The 26,897-nt window shown below is 63.0% G+C and carries 20 protein-coding genes; 15 read left to right on the top strand and 5 right to left on the bottom strand.

Annotation, left to right across the window (positions count from 1 at the left end; translation table 11 throughout):
* Nucleotides 1–2,118: YadA family autotransporter adhesin (locus VMA74_RS00540; RefSeq protein ID WP_414649530.1), on the top strand; the 2,118-nt coding region annotated here is incomplete at its 5' end.
* Nucleotides 2,119–2,222: 104 nt separating this feature from the next.
* On the opposite strand, the gene VMA74_RS00535 is transcribed toward VMA74_RS00540, so the two are convergent.
* From VMA74_RS00535 to uvrA, 4 genes are all read right to left on the bottom strand, one after another.
* On the bottom strand, nt 2,223–4,052 hold the full coding sequence (locus tag VMA74_RS00535) for a YadA-like family protein (RefSeq protein ID WP_325363733.1): 1,830 nt from the start codon (nt 4,050–4,052) through the stop codon (nt 2,223–2,225).
* A 212-nt stretch (nt 4,053–4,264) separates the two neighbouring features.
* Nucleotides 4,265–4,693, bottom strand: a complete 429-nt coding sequence (yjdN, locus tag VMA74_RS00530) for a VOC family metalloprotein YjdN (RefSeq protein WP_325363731.1) — start codon at nt 4,691–4,693, stop codon at nt 4,265–4,267.
* Nucleotides 4,694–4,911: 218 nt separating this feature from the next.
* Nucleotides 4,912–5,334, bottom strand: a complete 423-nt coding sequence (locus tag VMA74_RS00525) for a thioesterase family protein (RefSeq protein WP_325363729.1) — start codon at nt 5,332–5,334, stop codon at nt 4,912–4,914.
* Complete coding sequence (uvrA, locus tag VMA74_RS00520) at nt 5,331–8,228, bottom strand: excinuclease ABC subunit UvrA (protein ID WP_325363727.1); 2,898 nt, start codon at nt 8,226–8,228, stop codon at nt 5,331–5,333. Before uvrA ends, VMA74_RS00525 begins: the two co-directional genes overlap by 4 nt.
* A gap of 173 nt (nt 8,229–8,401) precedes the next feature.
* Here uvrA and VMA74_RS00515 point away from each other — a divergent pair, with 173 nt between their 5' ends.
* The 10 genes from VMA74_RS00515 to VMA74_RS00470 all read left to right on the top strand — a co-directional run bounded on the left by VMA74_RS00515 (nt 8,402) and on the right by VMA74_RS00470 (nt 19,766).
* Nucleotides 8,402–8,887, top strand: coding sequence for a DUF2059 domain-containing protein (locus tag VMA74_RS00515; RefSeq protein ID WP_325363725.1), 486 nt, complete (start codon nt 8,402–8,404; stop codon nt 8,885–8,887).
* 276 nt (nt 8,888–9,163) lie between these two features.
* Entirely contained in the window at nt 9,164–9,478 is a 315-nt protein-coding gene (rplU, locus tag VMA74_RS00510; RefSeq protein ID WP_325363723.1) for a 50S ribosomal protein L21, read from the top strand.
* A gap of 25 nt (nt 9,479–9,503) precedes the next feature.
* Entirely contained in the window at nt 9,504–9,761 is a 258-nt protein-coding gene (gene rpmA / locus VMA74_RS00505) for a 50S ribosomal protein L27 (protein ID WP_192674984.1), read from the top strand.
* A 147-nt stretch (nt 9,762–9,908) separates the two neighbouring features.
* The gene (gene cgtA / locus VMA74_RS00500; protein WP_325363720.1) at nt 9,909–10,979 is read left to right on the top strand and encodes an Obg family GTPase CgtA; all 1,071 of its coding nucleotides are present in this window, start codon (nt 9,909–9,911) and stop codon (nt 10,977–10,979) included.
* A gap of 175 nt (nt 10,980–11,154) precedes the next feature.
* Nucleotides 11,155–12,624, top strand: a complete 1,470-nt coding sequence (locus VMA74_RS00495) for a DUF3375 domain-containing protein (protein WP_325363718.1) — start codon at nt 11,155–11,157, stop codon at nt 12,622–12,624.
* On the top strand, nt 12,611–13,285 hold the full coding sequence (locus VMA74_RS00490) for a DUF4194 domain-containing protein (RefSeq protein WP_325363716.1): 675 nt from the start codon (nt 12,611–12,613) through the stop codon (nt 13,283–13,285). Before VMA74_RS00495 ends, VMA74_RS00490 begins: the two co-directional genes overlap by 14 nt.
* Nucleotides 13,275–16,685, top strand: coding sequence for an ATP-binding protein (locus tag VMA74_RS00485; RefSeq protein ID WP_325363714.1), 3,411 nt, complete (start codon nt 13,275–13,277; stop codon nt 16,683–16,685). The genes VMA74_RS00490 and VMA74_RS00485 overlap by 11 nt, the downstream gene beginning before the upstream one ends.
* Nucleotides 16,672–17,835, top strand: a complete 1,164-nt coding sequence (locus VMA74_RS00480) for a Wadjet anti-phage system protein JetD domain-containing protein (protein WP_325363712.1) — start codon at nt 16,672–16,674, stop codon at nt 17,833–17,835. The genes VMA74_RS00485 and VMA74_RS00480 overlap by 14 nt, the downstream gene beginning before the upstream one ends.
* Before the next feature lie 147 nt (nt 17,836–17,982).
* Nucleotides 17,983–19,035, top strand: coding sequence for a N(4)-(beta-N-acetylglucosaminyl)-L-asparaginase (locus VMA74_RS00475; protein ID WP_325363710.1), 1,053 nt, complete (start codon nt 17,983–17,985; stop codon nt 19,033–19,035).
* On the top strand, nt 19,035–19,766 hold the full coding sequence (locus VMA74_RS00470; RefSeq protein WP_325363708.1) for a copper homeostasis protein CutC: 732 nt from the start codon (nt 19,035–19,037) through the stop codon (nt 19,764–19,766). Before VMA74_RS00475 ends, VMA74_RS00470 begins: the two co-directional genes overlap by 1 nt.
* A 335-nt stretch (nt 19,767–20,101) precedes the next feature.
* Here VMA74_RS00470 and rpsT read toward each other — a convergent pair whose 3' ends face one another.
* On the bottom strand, nt 20,102–20,365 hold the full coding sequence (gene rpsT / locus VMA74_RS00465) for a 30S ribosomal protein S20 (RefSeq protein WP_325363706.1): 264 nt from the start codon (nt 20,363–20,365) through the stop codon (nt 20,102–20,104).
* Between the two features lie 201 nt (nt 20,366–20,566).
* Between rpsT and murJ the strand changes: the two genes are divergently transcribed.
* The 4 genes from murJ (at nt 20,567) to lspA (ending at nt 26,888) form a co-directional block, all read left to right on the top strand.
* Nucleotides 20,567–22,159, top strand: coding sequence for a murein biosynthesis integral membrane protein MurJ (gene murJ, locus VMA74_RS00460; protein ID WP_325363741.1), 1,593 nt, complete (start codon nt 20,567–20,569; stop codon nt 22,157–22,159).
* Nucleotides 22,160–22,175: 16 nt separating this feature from the next.
* Nucleotides 22,176–23,144: a bifunctional riboflavin kinase/FAD synthetase gene (locus tag VMA74_RS00455; RefSeq protein WP_325363739.1), complete on the top strand. Its 969-nt coding sequence runs from the start codon at nt 22,176–22,178 to the stop codon at nt 23,142–23,144.
* Between the two features lie 152 nt (nt 23,145–23,296).
* A complete protein-coding gene (ileS, locus tag VMA74_RS00450; protein WP_325363704.1) occupies nt 23,297–26,179 on the top strand; it encodes an isoleucine--tRNA ligase in 2,883 nt (960 codons plus the stop codon).
* 220 nt (nt 26,180–26,399) lie between these two features.
* Entirely contained in the window at nt 26,400–26,888 is a 489-nt protein-coding gene (gene lspA, locus VMA74_RS00445; protein ID WP_325363702.1) for a signal peptidase II, read from the top strand.
* Nucleotides 26,889–26,897: the final 9 nt, after the last annotated feature.

Genomic DNA, 26,897 nt, shown 5'->3' with positions numbered 1-26,897 from the left:
GTGGACATGGACAGCATGGATGCCATCAATGGTTCGCAGTTGTTCGGCACTGCGCAAAGCATTGCTAGCGATCTGGGTGGCGGCGCTGCCGTGGATGCCGATGGCACGGTGACGCCACCGTCGTATGTGACGGGCACGCTGCTTGCCCACGACGTGGGCGACGCGCTCAGCAATGTCCTGACGGTGGTCAATAGCCAATTGGCTGACTCCGGCCTGGTGGATGCGGACACGGGCCAGGCGATCGCGGCAGTGACCTACGACGGTGCGTCGAAGAACCGCGTCACGTTGGGCGGTACGGATGCGACCTCGCCGGTGACGCTATCGAACGTGGCGCCGGGCGATCCGTCTTCCGGCAGCACGGAAGCGGTAAATGGTGCGCAGCTGTACGCAACGAATCAGGCGGTCAGTGATTTGACGGAGGCATTGAACGACGGCGGTGTGCTGGATCCGGCGACCGGCGAATCGCTGGCGGTGACCTATGCCGATGCCTCGAAGACCGATATCACGCTCGGTACAACGGGCACGCCGGTGACGATGGCGAACGTGAAAGCGGGAGCATTGACGGACACCAGCACGGATGCGGTGAATGGTTCGCAGTTGTTCACCGTCGATCAAGCGCTCAGCGATCTGAAGGACACGCTGGATAACAGCGGTGTGCTGGATCCGACGACTGGCGAATCGCTGGCGGTGACCTACGACGACACGTCGAAGACCGAGATCGTGCTGGGCAATGCGGGCACACCGGTGACGATGTCGAATGTAAAGGATGGCGAGGTATTGGCGGACAGCACGCAGGCGGTGAACGGTGGGCAGTTGTATGGAGTGGAACAGACCGTCAACGGCTTGAAGGATGCGTTGGACACGAGCGGGCTGATCGATCCGTCCACCGGCGAATCCCTGGCAGTCACTTACGACAGCGCGGCAAAGAGTGGTGTGACCTTGGGCGGAACGGGTGCACCGCCTGTGCCGTTGCACAACATGGACACGGGAGAGGCGGATAACGACGGCGTCAACGTGGCCCAATTGACGAGCGGATTGACCGACCTGAAGACCGAATTGACCAGCGGCGCGATCAATCTGAAATACATCAAGGTCAATGCGACCGGGACCCAGGCCAACGCGAACGGTACCAATGCCGTCTCCATCGGCTCGAACACCAGTGCCACGGCCGTTTTTTCGGTGGCCATCGGTACCGGTGCATCCGTCTCGGGCAACCGCTCGGTGGCCGTGGGCTACAACTCGGTGGCCGATGACGACGACGTATTCTCCGTAGGCTACGCCGGTTACGAACGCAGGATCATCAATGTTGCAGAGGGTGACGTTAGTCCGCTCAGCACGGATGCCGTCAACGGAGGCCAGTTGTTTGCCGTACGCAAGGCGCTGGATGCGCTTCGCGGCACGAACGGCGTGAAGAACGTGGAAGATGAGCCCCATGGCGCCATTGAAGGCCGCAGCGGCAAGAACGTAGCCTCGTTGAACGGCGGTGATCCGGAGGCGTTCACGGCGGCAGCGCTTGGGGTGTTCTCGTTTGCCAACGGCAGCAATGCGATGGCGATGGGCTTGGACAACGTGGCCGACGCGGATCATTCGGTGGCCATGGGCCGCAGGGCGCGGACGGGCGCGGATAACGACTATGCGGTGGCCATGGGCGCGGACGTCCAGACCAATGCGCCCCGTGCAGTGGCGCTTGGCACGCGGGTGCAGGCCAACGCCGAGCACGCGCTGGCCGTAGGCAGCCGCGATACTTGGGCGATCGGCAAGAGCTCCATTGCGATGGGCGAAGGCGTGAAGGTGCGCAGCGACAACAGCATTGCGATCGGACGTGCTGCGATGGTGACCGCGGATGCGATCGATGCGCTGGCGCTGGGAGCGGAGGCGAGTGTGGAGGCGGGGGCGATCGGCGGTGTTGCACTGGGTCACGGTGCGGTGGCGGACCGTGGCAACGCGATCTCCATCGGCGGCGGTTCGGTCGGCACGCGGCAGATCATCCATGTATCGAAGGGTACAGAACTGACTGACGCGGTGAACGTTGCTCAATTGAAGGAAGCGGTTGAGGGCATGATGGCCGAGATCCAACTGTTGCGTGGTCTGCTTGGTGCGCGTGCGTCCGGGGCGTGAAAAAAAACCCGGCGAAGGCCGGGCTTGAAGGAGCGAAACATATCTGGAAATACATTGAGACGTACATCGAAGCGGGCGGGGCGAAAGCCTCGCCCGCTTTTTCATCACCACTGGAATGAGGCGCCCACACCCACCGTGTTGCCATTGCTGGACAGGCCCACGCCTGCGCGTACCTTCCAGTTTTCACTGACCCGAGCCTCCCCGCCCAACGCGGCAGCGGTGTAACCTTTGTAGTTCGCGACACCGGCGCCGACCGACAAGGTCTTGCCCACATCGACGCCCGGAATCATCGTCAGCGCCGTGGCGGCCGCGATGCCGGAGTAAGCGCCGCGTGCGGTGTTGTCGAGTTGGCCTTGGAGTCCATCGATCTGCCCCTGCAGGCCATCGATGCGCCGGTCGAGCTGATTCACCGCACCTTCGACGCCGCGAACTTGCTGGCCGCCAACCGTGTAAGTCGGTGTCGAGATCGTGCCATCGTCATTGAGCTTGGCGCCACCGCCCAGAGCATCGGCGGTACTTTGTGCGGTCGCGGCCAGCTGCGAGCCGTTGACGGCGTCCTGGCTCGACGGATTCACCGCGCCGTCGCCGACGTTGACGATCTTCTCGCCTTGCGCATCTTGGTTCCAACTGCCGCCGTTGCCACCGCCACCACCGCCGTTACCACCACCGTTCTCGATGTTCGTGACACGGTCGCCGATGTTGGTGACGGTCTGGTTCAAGTTGTCGACCTGGCCTTGCAGGTTGCTGAGCTGGCCGAAGTTGACGGCGTCGTATTGATTTTTGCCGTCGGCCACGTTGGTCAGGATGACCGGTGCCGAAGCGTTGCCACCCAGCGTCACCGAACCGTAGTTCGCCGAGCCGTCCGAATTCAGGTCGTATCTCACCGCGAGCGAATCGGTGGCACCACCCGCCGCGGCCGCCTGAATGGCCTGCTCGACCGTGGAGTAACGGTTGCCTTGAACCAGGAACGACGGCTGCGTGATACTGCCGTCCGGCGCTACGCCGGCACCTGCACCCAATGCATCCGTCACACCTTTGAGCTGGCTCACGTTCACTGCATCTGTAAGTTGCGTGCCGGCCGCTACGTTGACGATCTGGCGCTCCGCACCAGCGTAACCAACGGACAGCGCATTCGCGCGGTCGGCGATGGAGCCTGCACCCAAAGCTATGCTGCCATAGGCACTCGCAACGACGTTGGCATTTGAACCCAATGCCATCGCATTGGTAGCGCTCACGCCAACGGTCGCGCTGGTGCCCATGGCGATCGAATTGTCGGCGCGGCTGTTCACTCTGGCGCCATCACCCATCGCGATCGAGCTCTTGCTTAGTGCCTGGGTGTTGTTGTTGCCGACGGCAAGCGCGTTATCTGCGTATGCCCTTACGTTCGCACCCAGTGCTATGGCTTGCGTACCCCTGGTGGAAGCATTTGAGCCAACTGCTACTGAATATGGCTGATCTGCCCCGGTCTGAGCCCGGTTGCCGAGTGCGACGGAGTTGTCCGATGCGGCGACGCTTTGGATGCCGACCGCGACGGCGTTGCCGCCGCTGGCATTGGAGCTCACGCCCATGGCAAGTGCAGTCATCGTGGACGGATCTGCACCGTTCAAGGAGGCATTGTTGGGGCCATGCAAACCTTCCACAGCGAACTGCGGATCCGACACTTCCATGACGCCCATGCTGCTGCGCTGAGTCGCGCCCATCGTTAACAGGGAGGGAGTTGTGGACGACGAGCTACTGCTAGTGCTGCTGTCGGTGCTGGTTGTCTCTTCAGCAGCCGGTACGTTGAAGTCATCTGCAACCAGCGTGTTCTGCGCATCCGTGCCGACCGCCATTGCAGAGCCTATCATGATGGCTTCAGCCAGGGCTGCTGCGATCAAGCTGCGAACAAGCGTGCCCTTCTTCGGATTTTGCTCAGTGCGATTTGCCATGTTCATGGCGTGGTCCTCATCGGATCGTTAGGTGATGAGGAATGGTAGAAATCGCGAGTATTTGGATCAGTCAGCCTGGACTGATTCACAAAGGGCTAGTAGTAGTCCTGGTCCGAATTTGTCCGACGTCCCTCAGTTTGCTGAACAGCAGTGCGTTGTTTATTCAGCGAGAGTCCCTTCCGGATTTGCTCTGGGAAGGGACACAACAGATGGACGACTTAGTGCTTCTCGCCTTCATGCTGCACGTTGACCATCCATGGCACGCCGAACTTGTCCACCAGCATGCCGAAGCCCTCGGTCCAGAAGGTTTTCTGGAACGGCATGGTGATCTGGCCGCCTTGTGCGAGTGCGTTGAAATACGTTTCACCTGATGCGACGTCGTTAGCGGTCACCGAAAGGCTGAAGCCTGAGTGCGCTACTTTTTGCTTGCCGCCCTGGCCGTCAGACATCAGCAGATGCGTGCTGCCGATGATCAGCGCGGCATGCATGACTTTATCGGCGGACTCGGGAGGTATCTGATAGTCGTCGCTGGGAGGCGCCTCTTTGAACCGCATTTTCATGAGTTCCCGTGCGCCGAGTGCGTCGCGATAGAACGCGATGGCTTCCTCGCAGCGGCCGTCGAAGTACAGATAAGGCTGGATTTCCATACGCGTGACTCCGTGGGTAGGAGGGGTGTTCGTGGGGTGGAACAGCGGGATTCTAGTGAACCAGAATCGCACGCGATATGTGACAGATATGCAACCCAGAAAGGAGCGACGGGGATGGCAGCCCTAGCCAACCCCCAGCGTCACGGTAATGCATGGCAAGGTTGGAGTTCGCGTTCGCTCACCCCAGCCTACGCGGCTTCACCGGAATGACCGCAAGTTTATTGCGACGCAGCGTCCCGCAGCGCCAGCGGCAGCGGCACGGATTTACCGGTGGCCGGATCCATCCACACCATCACTACATGACCATCGCAATACAGCTTGCTGCTGTCGGTTGCATCGACGATGCGATGCGCGACGGTCATGGAACTGTTGCCCAGTCGCGCGCAGTACAGCTCGATGTGCACTTCACCGGGCCATTCGATCGGCAAGCGATAGTTGAGCGTACTGGCTGCCATCACCGGCATCGCATGGTCATCGGACCATGAGCCCGGAAGCCGTTGCAGCCACTGCACACGCGCCTCTTCCAGATAGGTGAGGTAGGTCGAGTTGTTGACGTGATTGAAGGCGTCAAGATCGCGCCAGCGTATGCTGATGGCGGCCGTGTACAGCGGTGTTTGTGTGGAAGAAGAATCGTTCGTCATGAAGCTACTTTGCGCTTGGGTTTGGCTTTGCCGTTGTCGCTCACGATCTTGGGGCGCGCCGCTTTCGCAGGCTTGAGATGCGAGGCGAGGAAGCGGCCGGTGTGCGAGCCCACTGTGGCGGCAACCGTTTCCGGGGTTCCGGTGACGAGAATGCGTCCGCCGCCCGAGCCACCTTCCGGTCCGAGGTCGACGATCCAGTCGGCTGTCTTGATCACGTCGAGGTTGTGCTCGATCACCACCACCGTATTGCCTTGATCGGCGAGTTGATGCAGCACGTCGAGCAGTTGCTCGATGTCGTGGAAGTGCAAGCCGGTAGTGGGTTCGTCGAGGATGTACAGCGTGCGACCGGTTTCGCGTTTGGACAATTCCTTCGACAGTTTTACGCGCTGCGCTTCGCCGCCGGACAACGTGGTCGCGCTCTGGCCGAGCTTGATGTAATCCAGGCCCACCGCGCGCAGCGTATCGAGCTTGCGCGCGATCACCGGCACGTTCTCGAACAGCTTGGCGGCATCTTCCACCGTCATGTCGAGCACATCGGCAATCGTGTGGCCCTTGTAGAGGATCTCCAGCGTCTCGCGGTTGTAGCGTTTGCCGTGGCAGACGTCGCAAGGCACGTACACGTCGGGCAGGAAGTGCATTTCCACCTTGATCATGCCGTCGCCTTCGCAGGCTTCGCAGCGTCCGCCGCGCACGTTGAAGCTGAAACGTCCGGGCGTGTAGCCACGTGAGCGTGCTTCCGGCACTTGGGCGAACAGTTCGCGCAGCGGCGTGAACAGGCCGGTGTACGTCGCCGGATTCGAGCGCGGGGTGCGGCCGATCGGCGACTGGTCGATGTCCACGACTTTATCGAACAGTTCCAAGCCTTCCACCGACTTGTACGGTGCGGGCTGAATGCTTGAGCCATTCAATTCGGCCGCGGCAAGCGCGAACAGCGTGTCATTGATCAAGGTGGATTTGCCGGAGCCGGAAACACCTGTGACGCAGGTGAACAGGCCGGCCGGAATGGCGAGGTCCACATTCTTCAGGTTGTTGCCGGTGGCGCCACGCAGATGCAGCCAGGAATCCTTGTCGAGCTGTTCGCGGCGTTCTTCGGGTATTTTGATTTCGCGTTTGCCGGACAAGTATTGGCCAGTGACCGAGCGCGGCGAAGCGAGAATGTCCTTCAGCGTGCCCTGCGCAACTACTTCACCGCCATGCACGCCCGCACCGGGGCCGATGTCCAGCACGTAATCGGCGGCGCGAATCGCATCCTCGTCGTGTTCGACCACGATTACCGTGTTGCCCAGGTCGCGCAGCCGCGTGAGCGTGCCGAGCAGGCGCTCGTTGTCGCGCTGATGCAGGCCGATCGAAGGTTCGTCCAGCACGTACATCACGCCGACCAGGCCGGCGCCAATTTGCGAGGCGAGACGAATACGCTGTGCTTCACCGCCCGATAGCGTATCGGCCTGGCGATCCAGGGTGAGGTAGTTCAGGCCCACGTCGTTGAGGAAACTCAGGCGCTCGCGGATTTCCTTGACGATCTTCACCGCGATCTCGCCGCGCCAACCGGTGAGCTTGAGTGTTTCGAAGAAGGCAAGCGCATCGTCGATGGAGCGCGCCGTCAGCACAGGCAGCGCCTGGTCGGCCACGAATACGTTGCGTGCCGAGCGGTTCAAGCGTTGGCCGCCGCATTCGGGGCACGGATGGTCGCTGATGTATTTCGCCAGCTCTTCGCGCACGGCTGGCGATTCGGTTTCTTTGTAGCGGCGTTCCAGGTTTGGCAGGATGCCTTCGAACGCGTGCTCGCGCGTGACCTTGCCGCCGCGCTCGGTCAGGTAGCGGAACTGGATCTTCTCCTTGCCGCTGCCGTACAACACGGCTTGCTGCACGGTCTTGGGCAGCTTTTGCCACGGCGTTTCCACATCGAAGCCGTAATGCTTGGCGAGCGACAGGATCAGCTGGAAATAATGCGCGTTGCGGCGATCCCAGCCGCGGACCGCGCCGGCTGCCAGCGACAGCTCCGGGTGATGCACCACGCGCTCGGGCGAGAACACCTGGGTGACGCCCAGGCCGTCGCAGGTGGGGCAGGCGCCCACCGGCGAGTTGAAGGAAAACAAGCGCGGTTCCAGTTCCGGCAGCGAGTAGTCGCATACCGGGCAGGAATAGCGCGAGGAATACAACTGCTCGCTCGCCTTCGGGTCGTCCATGTCGACCACGATCGCCAGGCCGTCGCCGAGCCTCAGCGCCGTCTCGAAGGATTCGGCCAGGCGCTGCTTGATGTCCTCGCGCGGGCGGAAGCGGTCGATCACTGCTTCAATGGTGTGCTTCTGGCGCAGGGTAAGCGGCGGCACGGCGTCCAGGTCGTATACGACGCCGTCCACACGCGCACGTACGAAACCTTGGGCACGCAACTGCTCGAACACCTGCACGTGCTCGCCCTTGCGCTCGCGAATCACCGGCGCCAGCAGCATGAAGCGTTTTTCCGGGTCCATCGCCAGGGTGGTATCCACCATCTGGCTCACCGTCTGCGCCTCCAGCGCAATGCCGTGGTCCGGGCAGCGCGGCGTGCCCACGCGGGCGTAGAGCAAGCGCAGGTAGTCGTACACCTCGGTGATGGTGCCCACGGTGGAGCGCGGGTTGTGCGAGGTGGATTTCTGCTCGATCGAGATCGCCGGCGACAGCCCCTCGATGTGGTCCACGTCGGGCTTTTCCATCATCGAAAGAAATTGCCGCGCATAGGCCGACAGCGATTCGACATAGCGCCGCTGGCCCTCGGCATAGATGGTGTCGAACGCCAGCGAGGACTTGCCCGACCCGGACAGTCCGGTGATCACGATCAGCCGGTCACGCGGCAGGTCCAGATCGATGTTCTTGAGGTTGTGCGTGCGCGCGCCGCGGATGCGTATGGTGTCCATCACGCCTGACTATTTGGGGGACCTCGCACTATAACAAGTGGCCGTAGCGGGGCCGCATGCGAGGGGCACAAGCCTGCTGACAGCGTTATGTCAGCAGGCCGGCTAGGCAGCAGCCAGACAGGCGACTATGCTCGCCCGCTACATTCCCGGGTGGCTTGAAGCGGAGGCTGTATATGGCTGGCAAGTGGATGACGGGCTTGGGGTTGTGCGCAGCGCTGGCGGCCGGTCCCGCCCTGGCGGCCCAGCCCTCCGAGGCGCAGGTGCGGGAACTGATGCAGGCGATGAATGCGTCCAGCCAGTTCGCCGCCATGAACGAGCAGATGGCCGAGGTAATGGGGCAGCAACTGCCCTGCGTACCGACCGACTACTGGAAGAGCTATATCGACAAGACCGGGACGGAGCAGCTGATCACCGCCATGATCCCGGCCTATCAGCACCATTTCACCGCCGACGAGGTGGAGGGCCTGATCAAGTTCTACAAATCCCCGCTGGGCGAGAAACTGGTGGCCCAGATGCCAGCCACCCTGGCCGAGGCGGCCCAGAGCGGCCAGCAATGGAGCCGGCAGCGTACCGCGGACATGTTTTCCGACCTGCAGAAGCAGGGCAAGCTGGGCGCGGACGGCCGCTGCCCCGCCACCGGCGGCGGCCATGGGAGCTAGGGATGCTCTGTTTAATCCACCGCAAGCCGCAGCGACCCTGTGAGTCCGCATAGCTTCGGTCCATCGCCTCGACGGACAGCCAGTCTGCCTTCACCGATGGCCCTGTGCCCTGCGAACTCACAGGGCCGCTGCGGCCTACGCTGAATTAAACAGAGCATCCCTAGGGGTCTGGTCAGTGATTGACCAGTAAATGGCCGCGTCGCTATAATCCGCAGTTCGCTACGCCCGTAATGGACGCGGCGAACCCAAGAGAATAACGACAGAAGGGCCATTCCCATGAGTTATGCAGTCATCAAGACCGGCGGCAAGCAATACCGCGTCCAGCAGGGCGACGTCCTGCGCGTGGAGCTCCTGAACGCCGAAGAAGGCGCCAGCGTGAATTTCGACCAGGTGCTGCTGGTCGGTTCCGGTGAGACCATCACCGTCGGTGCCCCGACCGTTTCCGGCGCCACCGTTTCCGCTACCGTGCGCAAGCATGGCCGCGCCGACAAGGTCCGCATCATCAAGTTCCGCCGCCGCAAGCACCACAAGAAGCAGCAGGGACATCGTCAGCATTTCACCGAAGTCGAGATCACGGGCATCAACGCCTGATCCGCCAATTCTGGAGTAATCAGTCATGGCACATAAAAAAGGCGTAGGTTCATCCCGCAACGGTCGCGATTCGAACCCGAAATACCTCGGCGTGAAGATCTATGGCGGCCAGGCCATCGAGGCCGGCAACATCATCGTCCGCCAGCGCGGCACCCAGTTCCATCCCGGCACCGGCGTTGGCCTGGGCCGTGACCACACGCTGTATGCGCTGGTCGACGGTAAGGTGGAGTTCAAGGTCCGCGGCGAGAACAATCGCAGGTATGTCAACGTCATCAAGGGCTAATGGGTCCTGATGATGCAGCGAAAGCCCCGCTTTGGCGGGGCTTTTGTTTTTTGGTCGTAAATCGTCAATCGGGAATCGTCACTCGTTAACGCCGACCCCCAACGTACGATTTACGATTCCCCACTTACGATTCCCGGCACTTAACCCATGAAATTCGTCGACGAAGCGATCATCAAAGTCCACGCCGGAGACGGCGGCAACGGCTGCGTCAGCTTCCGTCGCGAAAAATTCATCCCGTTCGGCGGCCCGAACGGCGGCGACGGCGGTTCCGGCGGTTCGGTGTGGCTGGTGGCCGACGAAGGCCTGAACACCCTGATCGATTTCCGTCATCAGCGCAGTTTCAAGGCGCAGCGTGGCGAGAACGGCATGGGCAGCGACATGTATGGCAAGGGCGGTGACGACACCACGATCCGCGTGCCGGTCGGCACCGTCGTCACCAATGTCGACACCGACGAAATCATCGGCGACCTCACCGCACACGGCCAACGTTTGCTGGTCGCGCAGGGCGGCAAGGGCGGTCTGGGCAATATCCACTTCAAGAGCTCGGTAAACCGCGCCCCGCGCAAGTCCACGCCGGGCACGCCCGGCGAAGTGCGCGAGCTGAAGCTGGAACTGAAGCTGCTGGCGGACGTGGGCCTGCTTGGTTTCCCCAATGCAGGCAAGTCCACCTTCATACGCGCCGTTTCCGCCGCCACCCCGCGCGTGGCCGACTATCCCTTCACCACCTTGCACCCGAATCTGGGTGTGGTCAGCCTTGGCACCGACCAGAGCTTCGTGATTGCCGACATCCCCGGTCTGATCGAAGGCGCCGCGGAAGGCGCTGGCCTTGGTATCCAGTTCCTGCGCCACGTGGCGCGCACGCGGCTGCTGCTGCAGATCGTGGACATCGCGCCGATCGACGGTTCCGATGTGGTCGAGCAAGTGCACGCCATCGAGCACGAACTGGAGAAGTTCGACCCCGAACTGCTGCAGCGCCCACGCTGGCTGGTGCTCAACAAGGCGGACGTGCTGCCGCAAGACGAGCGCCAGGCCGTGGCCGAGGACATCATCAAACGCCTGGCCTGGACGCAACCGTGGTTCCTGGTGTCGGCCATTGCGCGCGAGAACACCATGGCCGTATGCCAGCAAGTGCAGCGCTTCTTCGAGGCGCAGCATCAGGCGCACGAGGGGCGCACTGATATGCTGCCTGGCGATGTGCGCTTGCGCGGGGAGTCTTGAGCGCTACTCCCTCTCCCCTCCGGGGGAGGGCTGGGGTGAAGGGCGAACCTTGCGGTAAACGTTATAGATACGGTTCTTTGGAAGAGCAGCAAAATAACAAGCCGATGATGGAGTCTATGGCGAGCGTGGCCCCTCACCCCGGCCCTCTCCCCGCAGCGGAGAGGGAGAAAGAACAATGAAACTCCAAGCCCGCATCGCCACCTATCGGCGGCTGCGCGAAGAGCCACTCTGGCGCCTGCTTGCCGCCGATCACGCTCCCGAAATCATCGGCCTGCTGCAAACCCTGCTGCTGGATGGCGAGCGCAAGCTCAGCGCCTCCATCCTGTTCGAGCGCCTGCAGCATCATCTCGACGCCATCAACACCTCCGACCTGCCGCGCGAGCTGCCCCGCACCGCGCAGGCCTACGTGGCGGACTGGCTGGCGAAAGGCTTCCTGGAGCGCCGCCTGCCCGAAGGCGCTAGTGAAGAGGAATACGAACTCTCCGCGCAAACCGCGCAGGCGATCCGCTTCGTCAGCAGCCTGGATACGCCGCGCCTCGCCGCCACTGAAAGCCGCCTGTCGCTGGTGATCCAGCAACTGGTGCGCCTGGCCGAGCAGACCGAAACCGATCCCACCGCACGCCTGCAAGCGCTGTATGCGGAACGCGACCGCCTGGATGCGGAGATTGCGCGCGTCAGCACCGGCAAAGTCGCCGCCCTGGATGGCAAGCGCGCGCTGGAACGCGCACGCGAAGTGATCCAGCTGGCCGACGAACTGGCCGAAGACTTCCGCCGCGTGCGCGAGGACTTCGAACATCTCAACCGCGAATTCCGCGAACGCATCATCGACGACGAAGGCGAGCGCGGCGACGTGCTCGACCGCCTGTTCGAAGGCGTCGACGTGATCGCCGAAAGCGAGGCCGGCCGTAGCTTCAACGCGTTCTGGGCGCTGCTCAACGATGTAGAACAAAGCGCACAGCTTGATGCTGCGCTGGAAAGCGTACTGTCGCGGGGCTTCGCCAAAAAGCTGCAACGGCACGAACGCCAATTCCTGCGCGGCCTCACCGGCGTGATGCTGGAGCGTGGCGGCCACGTGCACGAGGTATTGCAGCAATTCGCGCGCAGCCTGCGCGGCTTCGTGCAAAGCCGTGGCTATCTGGAACAGCGCCGCTTGAACCAATTGCTGAAACAGGCGCAAGCCGAAGCCCTGCAACTGCGCGATTCGGTCAGCGTGCGCCAACGCACGCCATATACGCTGCAGCTCACCACCAGCCGCCTGCGCTCGCTCTCGCAATGGCGCCTGCACGATCCCCGCAACACCCAGGTGGACGGCAGCATCGTACGCAGCGAGGGCGCGGCGATTTCACTGGATAGCGTGGGCGAACTGGTCGCGCAATCGGAAATCGACTTCCGCAGCCTGCGTCGCGACTTGCACGAACTGCTGGCCGACCACGCCCAGCTTTCCATCGGCCAGGTGCTGGACCGCCGCCCCGCCGAGCAGGGCCTCGGCAGCGTGGTGGGCTACCTCTCGCTGGCGACGCGGCACGGCGTGCTGGCCAAAGATCAGCACGAGGCGGTGAGCTGGAAAGGCGGCGATGGCCAATGGCGCCACGCGCGCATTCCTTTGGTGTGGTTTCTGAAAGAGAAACGTCATGAACTTGCTTGAAGACGAACCCATTGCCATCGAGCCGGAGCCCAAGCCAGCTCGCAACGATAGCCTGTTCGACGGCGACACCGGCACGCTGCCGCTGGATGCGCGCCGCGCGCTTTGCCAACTGTTGAGCGGGCCGAGCATCGACGCAGGGCGGCATAGCCAGTTATGGCCTGCGGTGTTGCGTTTCGAAGCACAACTGCGCGCGCGTCTCAACGATTTGTTTCTGGAGCTGGTGATCGACCGCGACGCGGGCGTGGCCTTTACCCGCCAGGCCGACACAGGCGAGCTGGAGACGCCGGTGCTACTGCGTTCGTCACCACTCACTTTCATCGATTCGGTGCTGCTGCTGTATCTGCGCCAGCAATTGGCCGAAGCGGATGCGCAAGGCCATCGCGCCGTCGTGGAAGAAAGCGTGCTGGTCGACGCCTTGTCCGTGTATGAGAAGAATCTTTCCACCGACCGCGCCGGCTTCAACAAGCGCGTGGCCGCGTCGATCGCCAAGATGAAGGAAAACCACGTGCTGGAAAAACTGCGTGGCAGCGAGGATCGCTACGAAGTGTCGCCGGCCTTGAAGTTGTTGTTCTCGGCCGAGGACGTGCAATCGCTGGCGCAGATCTATCGCCAGTTGCGCGAAGCCGACGAGAACATGGAGGAGGGCGCGAATGAGCGCTAAGCCCAAGGCCGTGCGCAAGCCGGCAAAACAGGACACGACGCCGTCCTTGTTTGTGTCTGACCTGCCTGATCCGCGCGACGAACAGTTCCGCATGCGCCGCCTGCAGGTGCTCAACTGGGGCACCTTCAGCGGCTTGGTCGACATTCCCATCGCCGAACGTGGTTTTCTGTTCGTGGGCCGTTCCGGTTCCGGCAAGTCCACGCTGCTCGACGCGATGTCGGCCTTGCTGGTGCCGCCCAATCTGGTCGACTTTAACGCCGCCGCACGCGAAGCCGAACGCAGTGGCCGCGACCGCAGCCTGGTTTCCTACGTGCGCGGCGCCTGGGCCGATCAGCACGATGGCGAATCCGGCGAAATCGCCACGCAGTATCTGCGCAAGGGCAGCACCTGGTCCGCGCTGGTGCTGGAATACCGCAATGCACAGGATGAAACGGTAAGCCTGATCCGCCTGTTCTGGGTGGCCGGCAACAGTTCGGCCTCGGCGGACGTAAAGAAGCACTACATGGTGTGCGAGCGCGCGTTCGATGTCGCGACCGAACTGCAAGGCTTCGATCTGGATTTGCGCAGGCTCAAGGCGCGCCTCGGCGATGACGTGCATCACTTCGATACCTTCGCCGGTTACGCCGAACGCTTCCGGCGCCTGCTCGGCATCCAGAACGAGATGGCGCTGAAGCTACTGCACAAGACGCAGTCGGCCAAGAACCTGGGCGATCTCAATTCCTTCCTGCGCGGCTTCATGCTGGACGAGCCGGAAACCTTCGGTGCCGCCAGTCGCCTGGTCACCGATTTTGGCGAACTGGATGCCGCGCACAAGGCGGTGGTGATCGCACGCGAACAGGTCGATACGCTGGTGCCTGCACGCACGGCACACGAAACGCTTTTGACGCTGCGCCGTGACATCAGCAACCTGCGTGAATTGCATCTGTGCGTGGACACCTGGCGCGAGCAGCGTCGCCTGGTGCTGCTGGATGAAAAACTGGCCGAACTGCAGGTGCGCGACAAGGCCCTGGAAGGCGAAATCGCGCAGCGCCGGCAAACGCTGGAGAACCATGACCGCCGCCTGGCCGATCTGGAACAGCAGCGCCGCGAACAAGGCGGCGATCTGATCGATCAGCTCGAACGCGAACACGAACAGGTTTCCCGCGAGCGCGACGAGCGCATGAAGCGCCGCGACAAAGCGGAAAAAGCCTGCGACGAATTGAGTTGGAGCATACCTTCCACCGCGCAAGGCTTCGCCGAGATCGTCGGCCGCTCGCGCGAGTTGCTGGATGGCGCGCGCGATCGTGCCGCGGCCCTGGAAGAACAGATGGACGCGCTCAAGCGCGAGCGTGATCAAGCCAGTCAGCGCTTTACCACCGTACGCGCGGAAATCGATGCGCTCAAGCGCAATCCGTCCAATATCCCGGCGCCGATCCAGGCGATGCGCGCACGCTTGTGCAGCGAGCTGGGCTGGTCCGAAAACAGCTTGCCATTCGTAGGCGAGCTGCTGCAGGTCAAGACCGAGCATGCGGCATGGCGTGGCGCCATCGAGCGCGTGCTGCATGGCTTTGCGCTGTCGCTGCTGGTGGATGAGCGCCAGTACGCGGAAGTCTCCGCCTGGGTCAACAAGACGCACCTGGGCGGCAAGCTGGTGTATTACCGCGTGGGTCGTGCCGATGCGTTTGGCAGCCGCACGCTGGAATCCCGTTCGCTGGTGCATCGTTTGGACATTCGCGACCACGCACACCGCGACTGGCTTTCCCATGAGTTGGCGCGGCGCTTCGATTACACCTGCGTGGATTCGGCCGCCGCCTTGCGCCACGCCGAGCGCGCGCTGACCCGCGAAGGGCAGGTGAAACATCCCGGCGACCGCTACGAGAAAGACGACCGCCGCGCGGTGGACGATCGCCGCAACTGGGTACTCGGCTTCGACAACCGCGACAAGCTTGGCTTGTTCGAGCGGGAAGGGCAGGAGCTGGCGCAGGCCATCGCGCAAAGCGCCGCCGCACTGGACAAGCTGAAGGCCGAGCGTGACGCCGATGGCGACCGCCGGCTCGCCGCCGCCGCGCTGGCCAACCTGGAATGGGAAGAGATCGACGTCGCACCCAAGCTGCGCCGTCTGGGCGATATCGAAGACCAGCTCAAGCAATTGCGCGCCGGTGACGCCACGCTGCAGCAGATCATGCAGCAGCTCGACAATGAACGGATTGCGCGCGCTCGTGCCGCCAAGACCTTAGAAGATGCGGCCGCCGAGCGCCTTTCGCTGGGCCGCGATCGCAACGATGCCAGCAGGCGACGCGAATCCTGTTTGCAGTTGGCGAATGCCATGTCGCTTTCGTCGGCACAGTCGGTGGCACTGGCCGCGCGCTTGCCGGAGCATGCCCCGCTCACGCTGGACAATCTCGATCGCCAGATCAACCAGGTAAAAGACGGCTTGAATGACGCGCTCGCCGAGCATGCCGCGCGCGACAACGCCTTGGTCCAGGACATCGAGGAATGCTTCCGCAGCTTCTGCCGCAAGTGGCCGCAGGACAGTGCCGATTTCACGCCGAATATGGATTCGGTGGAAGGCTTTCTTTCTCGTTTGCGTCGTCTGGAACTGGACGGCCTGCCCAAGCACGAAGCACGCTTCTTCGAGCTGTTGCAAAGCCAGAGCAAGCAGAACCTGCTGGTGCTGCAGAAACACATGACCGAGGCGCGCAAGTCGATCGGTCAGCGCATGGACGAGGTGAACGAAAGCCTGGAGCGCGTGCCGTTCAACCGCGGCACCATCCTGCAGATCGAGCTGACCGATCGCGGCCTGCCGGAAGTGAAGGAATTCCAGCTGCAGTTGCGTGATGTGTTGTCGCATCACCAGACCGAAGACCGCGAGCGTGCCGAAGCCCAGTTCGCGGTGCTGCGCCAGCTGGTGGCAAAGCTGGCCGCCGACGATCCAGAGCACAAGCGTTGGCGCGAACATGTACTGGATGTGCGCCAGCACGTGGAATTCGTTGGCGTGGAGAAAGATGCCAATACGCTGGACACGGTCGAGGTGTATCGCAGCGGTGCCGGCAAGTCCGGCGGCCAGCGGCAGAAGCTGGCGACGACTTGTCTTGCCGCGGCATTGCGCTACCAGCTCGGCGGTGACGACGGCCACCTGCCGCGCTATGCGCCGGTGGTGCTGGACGAAGCCTTCGACAAAGCCGACAACGAGTTCACCGCGTTGGCGATGAACATCTTCGAGAACTTCGGCTTCCAGATGGTGGTGGCCACGCCACTGAAATCGGTGATGACGCTGGAGCCGTTCATCGGCGGCGCGTGCTTCGTCGACATCACCGGCCGCCATGATTCGGGCGTGCTGCTGATCGAATACGACGACAACAACAAGCGACTGGCGTTGCCGGAGAAAGCGCGCCAGGCGCAGGCCGATGCGGACGCCTGAGGAACTGCGCAAGCGGCTGGAAGCCCGCTGGAAGAACCAGCGGCGCAACTGGTTGCTGGGGCAGGGCGAGTGGCCATTGCCGTTCGGCACCGAGCCGCCGACGGAGGCGGACGTGCTGGCGGATTGGACGCGCTTCGATCGCTGGCTGGCGCAGTGGCGTGAGGTTTCGCATGCAAGTCGCGGTGTGGTGCGTTATGAAACACGCATTTGGCCGCGCGTCGGCGAACAGCATGTCCCCTGTGCTTGGCAGTTCGACAGTCCTGACGCCGCCGCGGCAGAGCTTGGGCAAGCAGTGCGCTGGTCACAGGCGAAGCGGCGCTTCGATGAGCTGGCGACATGGGCAAGCAGCGAATCGTGGCGAATGGAACTGTCGCGTCATTTCGATGTGCTGGCTGACTTCAGTGATGCGGAGTTCAAGCGTCTGTGCAAGGTGGTGATCTGGTTGCGCGAGCATCCTTGCGCGCATCTCTATCCGCGCCAGCTGCCGGTTCCCGGCATCGACAGCAAATGGGTGGAATCGCGGCGTGCCGTGGTTGCTTGCTGGGTCGCCGCGTTGCGCGGCATGTCCGCTACCGGTGATTTCTTCACCGTCACTGGTTTGCGCGCCGCGCCCGATCGTCTGCGCATGCGTTTGCTCGACAAGCAGCTCAGTGCGCAGCTTGGCGGGCTATCCGATATCGAAGCGCCAGCCGGCGAGTTCGTGGATTTGAATCTGCCAGCCCAGCGCGTGTTGATCGTCGAAAATCTCGTCACCGGCCTTGCCTGCGAAGCGCTGCCCGGCACGGTGGTATTCATGCGTCGCGGTTACGCCGTGGAGGCCCTGGCGAAACTTCCGTGGCTGACGGCGCTACCAGTGTTTTACTGGGGTGATATCGACACGCATGGCTTGGCCATTCTCAATCGTTTGCGTGCATACCTTCCGCAGACACGTTCCTTGATGATGGACGAGTCGACGTTGCTCGCCTTCAAGGTGTTGTGGGGCAGGGAGGAGGCACAGCATGCGGCCGTCATGCTACCCAACCTCAACGATGCTGAGCAGCTTCTCTACCACGCACTGCGCGAAGGCGAGTATCGCCAGGTGCGCTTGGAGCAGGAGCGCATCGCTTGGGATTGGGCCTGGCGCCACGTCACCGGTGCTTGCCAGATGTAGGTTGGGGTGAGCGCACGCGAACCCCAACACCGCCATGCACGACATCACCGCCATGTTGGCGGTTCGCATGCGCTCACCCCAACCTACGCCCGTGCGCACAGGCGGCTTATCCGTCATCATCCAGCTCTGCTACACCAGGAGATGCCCATGACCGATCGCCGTAATTTCTTGAAGACCACCCTGCTCGCAACATCCGCCCTGGCGTTGCCCAAACTCTCGCGCAGCGCCGCCACGCTCGCGGGCTCCGTCCCCGGCAACGTCGGCGCACGCGTCGTCTCCACTTGGGATTTCGGCATACCGGCCAACCAGGCCGCCTGGGCGGTGCTGGGCAAGGGCGGCAGGCCACTGGATGCCGTGGAAAAAGGCGTAATGGTGCCCGAATCGGATCTGCACAATCACAGCGTCGGTCGCGCGGGTTATCCCGATCGGGACGGCCACGTGACACTGGATGCCAGCATCATGGACGGCGATGGCAGTTGTGGCGCGGTGGCGGCGATCGAACATATCGGCCACCCTATCCAGGTGGCGCGCAAGGTGATGGAAAACACGCCGCATGTGCTGCTGGTGGCCGACGGCGCGCTGGAATTCGCCTTGCAGCAGGGCTTCAAGAAAGAACATCTGCTTACGCCCGAATCCGAAAAGGCCTGGCATGGATGGCTGAAGCAGGCCAAGTACACGCCGGTGGCCAACAGCGAGAACATTGATTACCACCGCAGCCTGCAGAACCTCGGCATGCCTGGCGGCAAGAACAATCACGACACCATCGGCATGCTGGCCGTGGATGCCAACGGCCGTCTTGCCGGCGCCTGCACGACGAGCGGGATGGCGTGGAAGATGCACGGCCGCGTGGGCGACAGCCCGATCATCGGTGCGGGTCTGTATGTCGACAACGAGGTGGGCGGCGCCACGTCCACTGGCGTGGGCGAGGAAGTGATCCGCAACGCCGGCAGCTTCCTGGTGGTGGAATTGATGCGCCAGGGACGCAGCCCGCAGGAGGCCTGCGAGGAGGCCGTGCGCCGTATCGTGAAAAAACGCCCGGAGGCGACGAAGGATATGCAGGTCGGCTTCCTCGCCTTGCGGCGCGATGGCGAGTGCGGCGCGTACGCCATCCAGAAGGGCTTCACTTATGCCGTCTGCGACAAGCAGCAACAAGATCGCCTGCTGGCATCGCCCAGCCTCTACCAGACCACCTACAGCTGATGTCCCAACAACCCTTGCTTGAAATTGCCGCCGGTTCGCTGGCTTCCGCCGTGGCTGCGCAGGAAGGTGGCGCGGATCGCGTCGAGCTGTGCAGTAGCTTGGCCGAAGGCGGGATCACGCCCTCATGCGGCATGTTGGCCGTCGTACGAGAGCGGGTGCGCATTCCCGTGTATGTGCTGGTGCGGCCGCGCGCAGGTGATTTCCTGTACGACGAAGCCGACTTCGAGATGATGCGGCGTGATATCGAAACCTGCGTCAGTCTGGGTTTTGACGGCGTGGTGATCGGTGCGCTCGATGCGGATGGCCATGTCGATTTGCGTTGCCGCGAACTGGTGCGCGCCGCCGGCCGGCTGGGTGTGACCTTCCACCGCGCGATCGATGCCAGTGCGGATCTGGGCCGTGCATTGGACGACATCATGGCGCTGGGCTGCGAGCGTGTGCTCACCTCGGGGGGATGTGCGACCGCGTTGGCTGGTGCGCAGGTCATTGCTGGCCTGGTCAAGCAGGCCGGCGATCGGATCAGGATCATGGCCGGGGCAGGCATTCGCTCCGGCAACCTGGCCGAAGTGGCGCGGTTGACTGGAGCGCACGAGTTTCATGGCTCGGCGCGGATGGTGGTGAAGTCTTCCATGCGCTATCTCAATCCGGCGCTGAAGGACCTAGCGCCGGATATCGAGCAGAGCAGCTTGGATGAGGTGCGGGCGATGAAGGCGCAGCTCGCTTCGTTCTAGCCGCTAGCGTGCAGGTAGATGGCACCCATTTAGCAGTGCGGCCTCACACTCGCCAGGAGCTGTTCCCTTCCCTGCGATAGTAGGGGAGGGCTACGTGGGGTGCGAGCGCAGCGAGCGGCAGGAGCCTGACGTCGCTGCGGCGTGTTTGTTGCGATCAGAGACCTCATGGCGGTATTCGGCTGCACGCTAAAGCCCAAGCAACCCCCCCCCGGCCCTCCCCTACTATCGCAGGGGAGGGAGCTGATCTAGGCGGACTCGGAGGCGGGGCTAAATCCCAGGCACAAAAAAGCCGGCGTCTCCGCCGGCTTTTTCGCCAACCCGTATGCCACTAGCGCTTAGGCCAGCTCGTGGATCTTGGCATTCAGGCGGCTCTTGTGGCGGGCGGCCTTGTTCTTGTGGATCAGGCCGCGGGCGGCGTAGCGATCCATCACCGGCTGGGCCACGGCGAAAGCCGCTACGGCACCTGCCTTGTCCTTGGCCTCGATGGCCTTGACGACTTTGCGCAGGGCGCTGCGAACCATGGAACGGGCGCTGACGTTGCGCAGGCGGCGCTGCTCGGACTGGCGCGCGCGCTTCTTCGCGGACTTGATGTTGGCCAAGGTAGAACTCCGGAATGAATATTAGGGCTGGAAAAAGGCGGCAATTATGGCGTCAATTTGCCGATAGGTCAAGTGGTTAGGGTTTCCGCCTTGGTCCCCTTTCCGCAGGGAGAGTGTGACGCGTTTTCGCGGCCCGTGCACTACTGCCAAACTACGCACCGCTTGACTCAGGAGCCGCTCCCCCGCATGAAATCCCCCAGCATGTTACGCGGGCTGCTTTCCTTCAGCAGCATGACCATGGTTTCGCGTGTGTTGGGGCTGCTCAGGGATATCTCGATCAGCCACGTGTTCGGCGCCAACCTCGCCACCGATGCGTTCTGGGTGGCGTTCCGCATTCCCAACTTCATGCGCCGCATGTTCGCAGAGGGGGCGTTCTCCACCGCCTTCGTGCCGGTCTTCACGGAAGTGAAGGAGAAGGGCACGCACGCCGAACTGAAGGAGCTGATGTCACGCGTGGCCGGCACCTTGGGTGGCGTGCTGCTGGTGGTGGCGGCGCTGTGCGTATTGTTCGCACCGCAGGTCGCGACGGTATTCACGCCGGGTGCGGTGGACGAGCCATACAAGTTCACGCTTACGGTGGAGTTGCTGCGGCTTACGTTTCCGTTCCTGTTGTTCGTCTCGCTGACCGCGTTGGCGGGCGGCGCGCTCAACAGCTTCCATCGGTTCGGCTTGCCGGCGCTGACGCCGGTGATTCTCAACCTGTGCATGATCGCCGGCGCATGGTGGTTGTCGCGGCGCATGCAGACGCCCATCCTGGCGCTGGGCTGGGCGGTGCTTGCCGCGGGTGCGTTGCAGCTGTTGTTTCAGCTCCCCGCGTTGCGCAGCCTCGACCTGCTGACCTGGCCGCGCTGGGGCTGGAACCACCCGCCGGTGCGGCGGATCATGCAGCAGATGGTGCCGACCTTGTTCGGCTCGTCGGTATCGCAGATCAATCTCTTGTTCGACACGGTAATCGCCTCGCTGCTGATTTCCGGTTCGCAGACCTGGCTGTCGCAAGCCGATCGGTTTCTGGAATTGCCGCTGGGCGTGTTCGGCGTGGCGCTGGGCACGGTGATCCTGCCTTCGCTGTCGCGCCACCACGTGGCGACCGATCACGAAGGTTTTTCCAAGGCGCTCGATTGGGGCCTGCGCACCACCCTGCTGATTGCGGTGCCGGCGATGTTCGGATTGATGCTGCTGGCCCAGCCACTGGTCGCCACGCTGTTCCAGAACGGGCAGTTCCGGCCGTTCGATACGCGCATGACCACGCTGTCGGTGACAGCGCTGAGTTTCGGCGTGCCGGCCTACGCGCTGGTGAAGGTGCTGTTGCCGGCGTTCTATGCGCGCAAGGACACGCATACGCCGGTGCGCGCCGGCGTCGCGTCGCTGCTTTCCAACATGCTGCTCAATGGCGTGTTTCTGCTGGCGTTGTATGCGCATTGGGCGCCGCCTGCGTTGAAGGCCGGGCCGTTGCTGGAGGGTCTGTCGAAGGTGCCGGGTTTGCATCTGGCGTTGGGTATGGCCAGTGCGGTGGCCAGCTATATCAACCTGGCATTGCTGTGGCGCTGGCTGCGACGGGCGGCCATCTATCAGCGACAACCCGGCTGGGGACACCACCTGACGCGGCTGGCGCTGGCTTGTGCGGCGATGGTGCTGGTGTTGTTGCTGGGTCGCTGGTATTGGCCGGACTGGACGCAGTTGCAGGTGATCGGGCGCGTCTGGCGATTGGCGGTGCTGGTCGGTGGCGGCGGTGCGACTTACGTCGCGGCGCTGTTCGCCGCTGGCTTTCGTTTACGCGATTTGCATCATGAGTGAACGCTATACTGGGCGGATGATGAAACTGTCCCGGGACGTCGCGGGGCCGTGCCTGGCCCCCGGCGGCAGTGTGGTTGCGGTCGGCGCTTTCGATGGCCTGCATCGCGGCCATCAAGCCTTGCTCAGCGAAGTGCGCCAGCGTGCGCAGGCGCTCGGCTGCATGCCGATCGTGGTGAGTTTCGAACCGCTGCCGCGTGCTTTCTTCTCCAAGGAGCCGGTACCGCGCTTGTCCAGCGTGCGCGAGAAGCTGCTGGGTTTTGCCGCCGCGGGTATGGCGCACACGCTGCTGCTGCGCTTCAACCAGGCGTTGACGGCGATGTCGCCGGAAGATTTCATCCAGCGCGTGCTGATCGACCGGCTCAACGTGCGCGAGGTGTGGGTAGGCGCGGATTTCCGCTTCGGCCACAAGCGCGCCGGCGATGTCGCCATGCTGGAACGCATCGGCAAGGCGCGCGGCTTCGCTGCACACACCATGCCGGCCGTGCTGCTGGACGGCGAGCGCGTCTCGGCCAGCCGGGTGAGGGCGCTGCTTGCGGCCGGCAATTTCGGCGCCGCCGCACCGCTGCTGGGCCGGCCGTTCGTGATCGAGGGCAAGGTGGAATACGGCAACCAGCTCGGCCGCGATCTGGGCTTCCCCACGGCCAACATTCACTTGCGCGAGCGTGTCACCCCGGTAGACGGCATTTTCGCCGTGCGCGTGGGCCTGGGCGAGGGCGAATGCAGCTGGCCGGGCGTGGCCAGCCTGGGTGTGCGGCCCACCGTCAACGAAGTGGCCGAGCCCCTGCTGGAAGTGCACCTGTTCGATTTCGAGGGTGATCTCTACGGCCAGCGCATGGCGGTGGAGTTCGTCGCCAAGCTGCGCGACGAGATGAAATTCGACGGACTGGACGCATTGAAGGAGCAAATGCGGCATGATGCGCGTTCCGCTCGGGAGATCCTTGGGATGAACCCGGCGTTGATCGACGCGAACCAGGCCACATCATGAGCACCATGCCCGCCGTAGCCACCACAGCGATCATTATTATTTGACGAGCTCTCGCCGAAGCGCGTGCGCTTGCCGCCGCGCGCGGCAAGCACCGAGGCTTCGGTTCCCCCAGGGCATCGAAGCGGAACCACCGTAAACACGGCGCCCGAACGATGACCCAGGACTACAAAAGCACCATCAACCTGCCACAGACCACCTTCCCGATGCGCGGCGACCTGCCCAAGCGCGAGCCGGGCTGGCTGGCCGAATGGGAAAAGGCGGATCGCTACGCGCAGATTCAGGAAAAGGCCAAGGGCCGTCCGCTGTTCGTGCTGCATGATGGCCCGCCATATGCCAACGGCGCGATCCATCTGGGTCACGCGATCAACAAGATCCTGAAAGACGTAGTGGTGAAGTCCAAGCTGCTCGCCGGCTTCCACGCGCCGTACGTGCCGGGCTGGGATTGCCACGGCATGCCGATCGAAATCCAGATCGAAAAACAATTCGGCAAGGAATTGCCCACGCTCGACGTGATGGCCAAGGCGCGTGCCTACGCCAACGCGCAGATCGACAAGCAGAAGTCCGACTTCAAGCGCCTGGGCGTGCTGGGCGAGTGGGATCGTCCTTATCTCACCATGGCGCCGCAGAACGAGGCCGGTGAAATCCGCGCGCTGGCCGAGCTGCTGCGTAAAGGCTACATCTATCGCGGCTTGAAGCCGGTGAACTGGTGCTTCGATTGCGGCTCGGCGCTGGCCGAAGCGGAAGTGGAATACGAGGACAAGGTCGACATCGCGATCGACGTCGGTTTCGTGTTCGACGATCCGGCGGCCGTCGCCAAAGCGTTCGGCCTGGAAAAACTGCCCAAGCCCAACGGCCAGATCGTGATCTGGACCACCACGCCCTGGACCATACCCGCCAACCAGGCGCTCAACCTGCATCCGGAATTCAGCTACAGCCTGGTCGACACGGCCAAGGGCTTGCTGATTCTCGCCACCGAGCGTGTGGAGGAATGCCTGAAGACGTATGGCCTGGATGGCCAAATCATCGCCTCCGTGCCAGGTCAGTCATTGGGCGATTTGAAGTTCCGCCATCCGCTGTACGCAGTCGATCCGGGTTATGCGCGCCTGTCGCCGGTCTACTTCGGCGACTATGTCACCTTGGATACCGGCACCGGCGTCGTGCACTCTTCGCCGGCTTACGGCGTGGAAGACTTCCAGTCGTGCAAGGCGCACGGCATGAAGGATGCCGACATCCTCAATCCGGTGATGGGCAACGGTGTCTATGCCTCCTGGCTGCCGCTGTTCGGCGGCATGTTCCTGTGGAAGGCCAATCCGAAGATCGTCGAAGCGCTGGATCAGGCCGGCTCGCTGCTGCACCAACACAAGTACGCGCACAGCTACATGCACTGCTGGCGCCACAAGACACCGATCATCTATCGCGCCACTTCGCAGTGGTTCGCGGGCATGGACATCACCCCCAAGGACGGCGGCAAGACGCTGCGCGAAGTGGCGCTGGAAGGCGTCGAAGCCACGCAGTTCTTCCCGGCCTGGGGCAAGCAGCGCCTGCACAGCATGATTGCCGACCGCCCCGACTGGACCTTGTCGCGCCAGCGTCAGTGGGGCGTGCCGATGGCCTTCTTCGTCCATCGCGAAACCGGCGAGCTGCACCCGCGTACGCCGGAATTGCTGGAAGAAGTCGCCAAGCGCGTCGAGCAAGGCGGCATCGAAGCCTGGCAGATGCTCGATCCGGCCGAACTACTGGGCGCCGATGCCGAGCATTACGAAAAGAATCGCGACACGCTGGACGTGTGGTTCGATTCCGGCACCACGCATTGGCATGTGCTGCGTGGCTCGCATGCCGACGTGCAGGCGTTTCCGGCCGATCTTTACCTGGAAGGCTCGGACCAGCATCGCGGCTGGTTCCATTCTTCGCTGCTCACCGCGTCCATGCTCGACGGCAAGCCGCCGTACAAGCAGTTGCTGACGCACGGCTTCAGCGTCGACGCGCAGGGCCGCAAGATGTCCAAGTCGCTGGGCAACGGCATCGAGCCGCAGGACATCATGAACCGCATGGGCGCGGATATCCTGCGCCTGTGGGTGGCGTCCACCGATTACCGCTACGAGATGTCCTTGTCGGAGGAAATCCTCAAGCGCGTGTCGGATATGTATCGCCGTATCCGCAACACCGCGCGCTTCCTGCTCGGCAATCTGGATGGTTTCGATCCGGCCAGGCACATGGTGCCGGTGGAACAAAGCCTGCTGCTCGACCAATGGGCGATCGGCCAGGCGCATGAAATGCAACAAACGGTGATCGCCGCGTACGAGCGCTACGACTTCCCCGAAATCGTGCAGCGCGTGCAGAACTTCTGCACCACCGAGATGGGGGCGTTGTATCTGGATATCACCAAAGATCGCCTCTACACCATGCCGACCGACAGCCATGGCCGGCGCAGTGCGCAGAGCGCGATGTATCGCATCCTGGAGGCAATGGTGCGCTGGCTGGCGCCGGTGCTGTCCTTCACCGCGGAAGAAATCTGGCAGCACATGCCGGGTGAGCGCGGCGAAAGCGTGTTGTTCGAAACCTGGTACGACGGCCTGGCGAATACGCCGGGTTCTCCTGCGCAGCGCCGCTACTGGTCCGAGCTGCTGGCGATTCGCGATACCGCCTCGCGCGTGCTGGAAGAAATGCGCAAGAACGAGAAGCTCGGTGCGGCGCTGGAGGCGGAGCTGACCCTTCATGCCGACCCCGAGCTGATCCAGCGCTACACGGCGATGGCGGATGAGTTGCGCTTTTTCTTCATCACGTCAGATGTGAAGCTGCAGGCGGCATCCAAGGTAGACCCCCTGGTTGGTCAAGACGGTGAGAGTGCGCAGGTCAATGTGGCGGATGTCGACGGCAAGACGGCATGGGTGAGGGCGGCGGTGACGCTGGCGCCCAAATGCATCCGCTGCTGGCATCGCCGCGATGACGTCGGCAGTCATCCGGAGCATCCGGAAATCTGCGGGCGTTGCGTGGGCAATGTGGAAGGGCCGGGCGAGGATCGGCGTTGGTTCTAAATCCGCCGCGAACCAACTCCCTCCCCTGCGATAGTAGGGGAGGGCTGGGGTGGGGTTGCTTGTGCTTTAGCGTGCAATTGAATCTCGTCATGGTTCTGATAACGATGGCTGCGACGTACGGCCCCGGCCGCTCGCTGCGCTCGCACCCCACCCCAACCCTCCCCTGCACGCAGGGGAGGGGGCAAGATCCCGCATTGCCATGTGATTCCTGAGAACATCCATGCACCCCAAACCCAACGCACTCCCCTGGCTCCTGCTCTCCGCCTTGCTGATCGCCCTCGACCAGCTCACCAAGTGGTGGGCACTCTCGGCATTGCAGCCGCCGGGCCTGCCGCATCCGGTTATTCCCGGCTTCCTCAACTGGACGCTCGCCTTCAACACCGGCGCCGCCTTCAGCTTTCTCGCGCAGGGTAGCGGCTGGCAGCGCTGGTTTTTCGTGGTGCTGGCGGTGGCGATCACCGTGGCGCTGGTGGTGTGGCTGATGCGCACGGCGCGACGCGAGTGGCGCACCGCCTTGCCGCTGTCGCTGGTGATCGGCGGCGCACTAGGCAACTTGATCGACCGCCTGCACGCCTCGCAGGTCACCGACTTCATCCAGGTTTATTACCGCGACTGGTACTACCCCACGTTCAACGTGGCCGATTGCGGCATCACGGTAGGTGCGGTGCTGTTGATCCTGTTCGGCCTGCGTTCGTCATCCCATCGATAACCGCCAGGT

The sequence above is a fragment of the Dyella sp. genome (assembly GCF_035508675.1).
GTDB lineage: Bacteria > Pseudomonadota > Gammaproteobacteria > Xanthomonadales > Rhodanobacteraceae > Dyella_B.
This window is presented reverse-complemented; position numbering and strand designations above follow the sequence as displayed.

Excerpts from the sequence above, each read along its gene's own strand:
- VMA74_RS00475 (WP_325363710.1), top strand. The coding sequence starts at position 17,983 with ATGACCGATCGCCGTAATTTCTTGAAGACCACCCTGCTCGCAACATCC.
- VMA74_RS00470 (WP_325363708.1), top strand. The coding sequence starts at position 19,035 with ATGTCCCAACAACCCTTGCTTGAAATTGCCGCCGGTTCGCTGGCTTCC.
- uvrA (WP_325363727.1), bottom strand. The coding sequence starts at position 8,228 with ATGGACACCATACGCATCCGCGGCGCGCGCACGCACAACCTCAAGAAC.
- yjdN (WP_325363731.1), bottom strand. The coding sequence starts at position 4,693 with ATGGAAATCCAGCCTTATCTGTACTTCGACGGCCGCTGCGAGGAAGCC.
- VMA74_RS00455 (WP_325363739.1), top strand. The coding sequence starts at position 22,176 with ATGATGAAACTGTCCCGGGACGTCGCGGGGCCGTGCCTGGCCCCCGGC.
- VMA74_RS00535 (WP_325363733.1), bottom strand. The coding sequence starts at position 4,052 with ATGAACATGGCAAATCGCACTGAGCAAAATCCGAAGAAGGGCACGCTT.
- VMA74_RS00515 (WP_325363725.1), top strand. The coding sequence starts at position 8,402 with ATGGCTGGCAAGTGGATGACGGGCTTGGGGTTGTGCGCAGCGCTGGCG.
- rpmA (WP_192674984.1), top strand. The coding sequence starts at position 9,504 with ATGGCACATAAAAAAGGCGTAGGTTCATCCCGCAACGGTCGCGATTCG.
- VMA74_RS00485 (WP_325363714.1), top strand. The coding sequence starts at position 13,275 with ATGAGCGCTAAGCCCAAGGCCGTGCGCAAGCCGGCAAAACAGGACACG.
- ileS (WP_325363704.1), top strand. The coding sequence starts at position 23,297 with ATGACCCAGGACTACAAAAGCACCATCAACCTGCCACAGACCACCTTC.
- lspA (WP_325363702.1), top strand. The coding sequence starts at position 26,400 with ATGCACCCCAAACCCAACGCACTCCCCTGGCTCCTGCTCTCCGCCTTG.
- VMA74_RS00480 (WP_325363712.1), top strand. The coding sequence starts at position 16,672 with ATGCGGACGCCTGAGGAACTGCGCAAGCGGCTGGAAGCCCGCTGGAAG.
- cgtA (WP_325363720.1), top strand. The coding sequence starts at position 9,909 with ATGAAATTCGTCGACGAAGCGATCATCAAAGTCCACGCCGGAGACGGC.
- VMA74_RS00495 (WP_325363718.1), top strand. The coding sequence starts at position 11,155 with ATGAAACTCCAAGCCCGCATCGCCACCTATCGGCGGCTGCGCGAAGAG.
- VMA74_RS00490 (WP_325363716.1), top strand. The coding sequence starts at position 12,611 with ATGAACTTGCTTGAAGACGAACCCATTGCCATCGAGCCGGAGCCCAAG.
- rplU (WP_325363723.1), top strand. The coding sequence starts at position 9,164 with ATGAGTTATGCAGTCATCAAGACCGGCGGCAAGCAATACCGCGTCCAG.
- murJ (WP_325363741.1), top strand. The coding sequence starts at position 20,567 with ATGTTACGCGGGCTGCTTTCCTTCAGCAGCATGACCATGGTTTCGCGT.
- VMA74_RS00525 (WP_325363729.1), bottom strand. The coding sequence starts at position 5,334 with ATGACGAACGATTCTTCTTCCACACAAACACCGCTGTACACGGCCGCC.